Genomic DNA, 6303 nt, shown 5'->3' on the forward strand with positions numbered 1-6303 from the left:
AAAACTGTCGAACTCGGGTTTTAAAGGTTCTTGTAAATGGGTGATACAATGAATAAGGACAAAGAAATACCTCTAGTTTCAGTTATAACACCTACGTATAATGCAGAAACGTATATTGGACAAACTATAGAATCTGTTAAGAACCAGAAATATTACAATTGGGAAATGATTATAGTAGATGACTGTTCTAAAGATAATACAGTAGAAATTATTAAACGTGCGGCTGAAAAAGATAAAAGGATTAGACTAATACAATTATCAAAAAATAGTGGTGCAGCGGTAGCAAGAAATACAGCCATCCAAAATGCAAAAGGAAAATATATAGCATTTCTTGACAGCGATGATTTATGGTATCCAGACAAATTAGAAAAACAAGTAGCTTTTATGCAGGAGAAGGATATAGCTTTTTCTTTTACAAGTTATCGGATTATTAATGAGGATGGTACGGAAACAGACAAAATTATTCAAGTGCCTAAAGAAATTGATTATAAAGGTTTATTGAAAAATACCATCATTGGGTGTTTAACAGTTATGTTAGACGTAAATAAGCTGGGCCTAGTACAGATGCCCAATATGAGAACGAGACAAGATACAGCTACGTGGCTTTCAATATTAAGAAAAGGTTATAAAGCCTATGGCATTCAAGAGCCTCTTGCTAAATATAGAAAAGTAAGTGGATCTATTTCTAGTAACAAGTTTAAAATGGCAAGACAAACTTGGAGGATGTATAGGGATTTTGAAAAACTTAATATTTTTTATGCATCATGGTGCTTTATTAATTACGCATGGAATGCCTTGAAAAAAAACATTTGAAAAAATAATTAATGATGATTAATTATCGCTGTTGGTCGGTCGAGAATTAATAAAATCTAATTGTCTATTTTATGAAAGGAAAAGATGGCATGAAAAATATAGCAGTAGTAGGAACAGGATATGTCGGTTTAGTTACTGGTGTTTGTCTTTCCGATATTGGTCATGACGTAACTTGTGTCGATATAGATGAACAAAAAGTGGAGAAAATGAAAAAGGGAATTTCACCGATTTACGAGCCTGGTTTAGATGAATTAATGAAGAAAAATATTGAAAATGGTAGGTTGCATTTTACAACAAGTCACAAAGAAGCATTTAAAGATGCGGAAGTAATCTATATTGCGGTAGGTACACCACAAAAAGAAGATGGTTCTGCAGATTTACGATTTGTTGAACAAGCAGCAAAAGATATTGCTGAAAATATCGAAAGAGATGGAGTCGTTGTCGTTACAAAAAGTACTGTGCCTGTTGGAACAAACTACAAAGTAAGAAATTGGATAAAGAGTCATCTAAAGAAAGACATTCATTTTGATGTTGTATCCAATCCAGAGTTTTTACGGGAAGGCTCGGCGATTTACGATACATTCCACGGTGACCGGATTGTGATTGGAGCTGATAACGAGCGAGCTGCGTCGATTATTGAAGAAGTGAATAAGCCATTTGGCATTCCGATTTTTAAAACGGATATCCATAGTGCTGAGATGATTAAATATGCATCGAATGCCTTTTTAGCAACAAAAATCAGTTTTATTAATGAGATTGCAAATATTTGTGAAAAAGTTGGTGCCAATGTTGAGGATGTTGCGTATGGAATGGGGTTGGATACACGAATCGGGCCACAATTTTTACGAGCAGGTATTGGCTATGGAGGTTCATGTTTTCCAAAAGATACAAAAGCATTAGTGCAAATTGCTGGAAATGTTGACCATAAGTTTGATTTATTAGAATCTGTAATTAATGTGAATAATAAACAACAAGTAAAACTAGTAGAAAAAGCACGTAACCGCTTTGGTAGTTTGCAAGAGAAAAAAGTGGCTTTGCTTGGTTTGGCTTTTAAACCGAATACAGATGATATGCGTGAAGCTGCTTCGATTGTTATTGCTAAGGAACTTGTAAAAGACGGTGCTTTTGTTGTTGCTTATGACCCAATCGCGATAGAAAATGCAAAGCGTGTTATTGGTGATGAAATTATGTATGCTAATTCTATAGAAGAGGCACTTCACGATGCTGACATTGCAATGATTATTACAGAATGGGATGAAATTAAGAACTTGTCGTTAGATACATTTGTTAGATGTATGAAAACTCCGGTTGTATTTGATGGGCGTAATTGCTACTCTTTAGAAGAAGTGGCAAAGTATAATATCGAATATCATTCTATTGGAAGAGAAAGTATTTTAAGAAATGTAGTAAGTATCTAATCACTTTTACTTCATATATGTATCGTGTTAATGAACTTACTAAAAAGTTTAACCAATACCATGTAATTTAAAAATTTTCTCAACCGATAGAACAAAAAATTGAGTTAAGGAGTAGTGATGAAGATAGAAAGCTTATATGCTCAGATAGATAAAGAAATAGATTCCTTAGAAACCCCAGAGAAATCGATTATATTTTTAAACAATACTTCTAAAAAGAGAAAAAATTTTTTTTATTCTGCCTAGAAGAAAAGCCCTGAATTATAAATCAGTTGGTTTTTTTATAGGTAATGAAGTTATATGCGAAAATGTATGTAAATATATAGACGGAAAAGCAAAATATATATTAGTAGATACTGAAAACAAACAAAACTTTAACTTGTTCTCAATTGCTAAAAAGAATATATCGAAATCACAAGTGATTCCTTTCAAACCTAACGATGTAACGGTAGAGTCTTGTGATTTATTGGTGAGACATTTATTTGAAGAAGATATTCAAGAGAAGAAAGTTTTAATATTCGGTTCAGGCAATTTGTCTTCCAAAATGGCATTGCGGTTAGCGGAAAGACAAGCAGAAGTGTTTGTATGGGCTAGGAATCAGGAGAAAGCTTCAACGATTGTGGATGCCTTAAATTATATTCTTCCAAAGTATAATGACACAAAAATAAAGCTTTTTCATGAGGATGAAAACGATTTCGATTTGATGATTTCATTTTTATCCGCAGAAAATGTTATTGGTGCTGATTTTTTCAACTATCTAAAGAAAGATGGGACAGTAATAGACGGTGGCATTAATAATTTTTCAAAAGACTTTATAGAAGTAGCGCTTAATAGTGGAATTTCATTCATTAGGCTAGATACGAGAATTGCTTTTCATTATGCGTTAATGAGTCTAAACTTAGAGACTTTCCGCTTTTTCGACAATGTTTTTGGAACTCGAGAGATTGAACAAATTCGATGTGTGGCGGGCGGTATACTTGGTAAACATGGTGATGTGATTGTGGATCAGATAAAGCATCCTACTCAAGTGATAGGAGTAGCTAACGGATTGGGAGGTGTCAAACATGAGTGTGAACTTACAGATGAAGAACGAAGAAAGATTAGTACCATCCGGGAGTATATTTTACAAAGTAACAAAAAGAATCTTTGACATTGTTTTTAGTTTGGTTGCACTCATTTTGTTATCTCCCATCTTTTTGATTATTTCACTATTAATCATTTTGGATGACGGATTTCCGGTATTTTTTAAACAAAAAAGAACAGGGTTAAATGGGAGTACGTTTTACATTTATAAATTTCGATCCATGAAAGTGACAAATGATGGATCTAATCGGAAAAAAGTATATGATTGGAAAAACGGTGTGCCGGATGATTTTATTTTTAAAAGTACACAAGAATTTAATCCGAATGTAACGAAAATAGGACGTTTTATTCGGAAGTATAGCCTAGATGAATTACCTCAGTTTATTAATGTGTTAAAAGGGGAAATGAGCATTATCGGACCGAGACCGGAAATTACCGAGATTACAGATTGTTACAATGAATATCAAAAGCAAAGGTTATTAGTTAAGCCGGGCATTACTGGTTGGGCCCAAGTGAACGGGAGAAGTGAAATTCCTCATGGCGAGAAAATTAAATATGACTTATATTATGTAGCGAACCAAGGCTTTGTATTAGATATGAAAATCTTTTTTAAAACGATTGTACAGACACTTTTTGGTAAAGGGGCTATATAAAAACCCTTTTATCTAGGCTCGTAACCCACCCAACATTATCACTATCTCATATTAATATCATCTCTAGATCGGTCAGGCGCAGTTGGAAGTGTTGGACGAGCGGGTGAAAGCAAGACGAGCGATTTTTGACCGCTACGTGCAGGCGTTAGGGGATATCGAAGGCGTTCACTTTATGTCCGAATTGGAAGGTACGATGTCCAATCGCTGGCTGACGACGTTGACGATTGATCAAAAAGCGCTTGGTGTGACGCCAATTGGATATTATCAACGCGCTTGCGGAGGAAAATATTGAAGCGCATCCTGTATGGAAGCCGCTTCATTTGCAGCCTGTGTTTGACGGGGTAACGTATTACCCGCATCAAGAAGGTTGGAGCGTTTCGGATGAATTGTTTGCCAATGGCATTTGTTTGCCGTCTGGTTCTAGTATGACCGTTGAGGAACAAAATCGGGTCATTGGCGTCTTTATCAAAGCGTTAAAGCGATAAATAACCGTTTGCAAGCCTCCTGTTGAAGTCGTTCAGCGGGAGGCTGCATTTATTTTTCCTATTTGGGGGTGACTTTTGCATGGAGAAAAGGCCGCTGCAACCAGAAACCGAGCGTTTCAAACATATATTGATCAAAGCGTATCAACGCGGGGAATTGTCCGACAATATCACCGCAAAAGATATGGTTCAGGAGCTAGCTCATCAGTTAAAACAAGTTTTTAAAAGGGATCCCGAATCCGTGACAGAAGTGTATTAAAAATGTTGGAAAACCCAATCATGCCAAAGTATCAACTCCATTCCGAATGTTCACCTATCAGGTGAAGAACCCCGAGTGCAATATTTGTTGATTGATCAAGTTTTCTTGGCAGTTTGAACGCGTCTTTATCACGGATTCAGGGGATAATAAATAAGTAGTATCGGGAGGTATGTATGTTATCCTTTCAACAGCTGCCAAAGTCCATGAAAAAGACGATCCGCTACATTTTGCAAGATGTTCAGTCGTTGGAGAAATTGGAGCGGATAGAAAAAACGATTCACTATTATATTCAAAAACGAAAGAAGGAATTAAAAAAGAATGATTCGTTTAAACAGATTAGGTGATGAAATGAAAAATAAGATTATTCCTTGGATTCTTGTCTTCACATGGTGTGGGATGATTTATTATTTTACGGAATCTTCCATGTTTACTGGTACGAATACGGCAAGTTGGATTAGTGAAATCGTACAAAAGCTGCAATTAGGGCATGTCGATCATATCAATGATGGGTTTTGGTCATGGAATTACATCGTACGTAAATTGACGCATCTTTCAGTATTTGGTCTGCTTGCGGTTCTTGTATGGAGAGCATTCTATCCGCGGCGGTTTGCGATGGTTAGCGCGTGGGTGTTTACTGTTGTTTGTGCGGCTTTGGATGAATGGCACCAGTCGTTTCAGCTAGGACGGACGGCGCTTTTGTCGGATGTGGTTATTGACGCGTGTGGGGCGGGGATTGCGTTATTTGTTGTGCAGATTTATTTACGAGGGACATGTTCTTAGGTGTGATAAAGATCACGAATCCGCTGTATGTTTTGCATCATGGTTATAAAAATCCTCTGCTTTCTCTTCTATATACATGCAACATGAAGAGTTAACTTCTCAGTCATCCTGCACACCCTAAGCGCTGCAGCACTTCCTCCGGACGTTCGTGGATGTAGTGGACAAACCGAGTAATGGCTTGAATGATATCGTTGCGATCCTTGTGAAATACATTGGCAATCACCGTATCTTTCAGCCATTTCCATAAGCGTTCAATCGGGTTCAGCTGTGGCGAATAGGGAGGAAGGTAAAGAAAGTGAAAACACTGCCCTTCTTCCCGCAAAAACTCCTTGACCATTTTGGCATGGTGAATGCGGGCGTTATCCAACACCAAGACCATGAGACGGTCCGGATAGCGCTCTTTGAGCATTCTCAAGAAATCCAAAAACGTCGCGGCATTGGCAGCGGTCGTTTGATGAAGCACCGTTTCGCCATCGTGGATGTTGACCGCGCCAAACAGCGATACGTGGGCATGATGGCCGAACGTCGGCACTTGTTTTTGGCGGCCGACTTCCGACCATGTGGACCGCAAGACATGGTAAGAGCGGATATGGGTTTCATCGATGTACAGAAGAACAGCATCTTCTGTCTCCTTGGTGATCAAGTTTTTTTTTATCAGATCCATTTGTTTTTCAAATTGCTTTTGCTCATCCGGATTTCCTTTCGCCAGTGTGTACGTCGGTCGTGTCCACGACAGCCCTTTGCGGTGCAGGAGTTTTCGCAGCGCTTCGCGGGAAATGGAAACACCGAATTGCTTTGCGACTCACATTTCGCACCCT

8 protein-coding genes and 1 pseudogene are annotated in these 6303 nt (G+C 37.7%); 8 read left to right on the forward strand and 1 reads right to left on the reverse strand.

What is annotated here, in order from left to right; all coding sequences use genetic code 11:
- Window positions 1-36 precede the first annotated feature (36 nt).
- The 8 genes and pseudogenes from I656_RS11970 to I656_RS11945 all read left to right on the forward strand — a co-directional run bounded on the left by I656_RS11970 (window position 37) and on the right by I656_RS11945 (window position 5485).
- Entirely contained in the window at window positions 37-813 is a 777-nt protein-coding gene (locus I656_RS11970) for a glycosyltransferase family 2 protein (RefSeq protein WP_020754172.1), read from the forward strand.
- Between the two features lie 89 nt (window positions 814-902).
- The gene (locus I656_RS11965) at window positions 903-2231 is read left to right on the forward strand and encodes a UDP-glucose/GDP-mannose dehydrogenase family protein (RefSeq protein WP_033004917.1); all 1329 of its coding nucleotides are present in this window, start codon (window positions 903-905) and stop codon (window positions 2229-2231) included.
- A gap of 376 nt (window positions 2232-2607) precedes the next feature.
- Window positions 2608-3378: an NAD(P)-dependent oxidoreductase gene (locus I656_RS11960; RefSeq protein ID WP_020754174.1), complete on the forward strand. Its 771-nt coding sequence runs from the start codon at window positions 2608-2610 to the stop codon at window positions 3376-3378.
- A complete protein-coding gene (locus I656_RS11955; protein ID WP_020754175.1) occupies window positions 3293-3964 on the forward strand; it encodes a sugar transferase in 672 nt (223 codons plus the stop codon). The genes I656_RS11960 and I656_RS11955 overlap by 86 nt, the downstream gene beginning before the upstream one ends.
- A 67-nt stretch (window positions 3965-4031) precedes the next feature.
- Window positions 4032-4449: pseudogene (locus I656_RS0114890) on the forward strand (DegT/DnrJ/EryC1/StrS family aminotransferase); the annotation flags it as partial.
- Between the two features lie 79 nt (window positions 4450-4528).
- Entirely contained in the window at window positions 4529-4705 is a 177-nt protein-coding gene (locus tag I656_RS18575; RefSeq protein WP_164832300.1) for a hypothetical protein, read from the forward strand.
- Between the two features lie 173 nt (window positions 4706-4878).
- Window positions 4879-5049, forward strand: coding sequence for a hypothetical protein (locus I656_RS11950; RefSeq protein WP_020754179.1), 171 nt, complete (start codon window positions 4879-4881; stop codon window positions 5047-5049).
- Entirely contained in the window at window positions 5024-5485 is a 462-nt protein-coding gene (locus I656_RS11945) for a VanZ family protein (RefSeq protein WP_020754180.1), read from the forward strand. The genes I656_RS11950 and I656_RS11945 overlap by 26 nt, the downstream gene beginning before the upstream one ends.
- 103 nt (window positions 5486-5588) lie before the next feature.
- Here the strand turns inward: I656_RS11945 and I656_RS0114895 are convergent, their stop codons facing one another.
- Window positions 5589-6263 (reverse strand): IS630 family transposase, encoded by a 675-nt coding sequence (locus tag I656_RS0114895; RefSeq protein ID WP_369770201.1) that lies wholly within the window; start codon window positions 6261-6263, stop codon window positions 5589-5591.
- Between the last annotated feature and the right edge of the window lie 40 nt (window positions 6264-6303).

Origin of the sequence: Geobacillus sp. WSUCF1, from assembly GCF_000422025.1 — a bacterium.
Lineage (GTDB): Bacteria > Bacillota > Bacilli > Bacillales > Anoxybacillaceae > Geobacillus > Geobacillus zalihae.

Coding starts and splice junctions, on each gene's coding strand:
- I656_RS11965 (WP_033004917.1), top strand. CDS start 903: ATGAAAAATATAGCAGTAGTAGGAACAGGATATGTCGGTTTAGTTACT.
- I656_RS11950 (WP_020754179.1), top strand. CDS start 4,879: ATGTTATCCTTTCAACAGCTGCCAAAGTCCATGAAAAAGACGATCCGC.
- I656_RS11955 (WP_020754175.1), top strand. CDS start 3,293: ATGAGTGTGAACTTACAGATGAAGAACGAAGAAAGATTAGTACCATCC.
- I656_RS11970 (WP_020754172.1), top strand. CDS start 37: ATGGGTGATACAATGAATAAGGACAAAGAAATACCTCTAGTTTCAGTT.
- I656_RS18575 (WP_164832300.1), top strand. CDS start 4,529: ATGGAGAAAAGGCCGCTGCAACCAGAAACCGAGCGTTTCAAACATATA.
- I656_RS11945 (WP_020754180.1), top strand. CDS start 5,024: ATGATTCGTTTAAACAGATTAGGTGATGAAATGAAAAATAAGATTATT.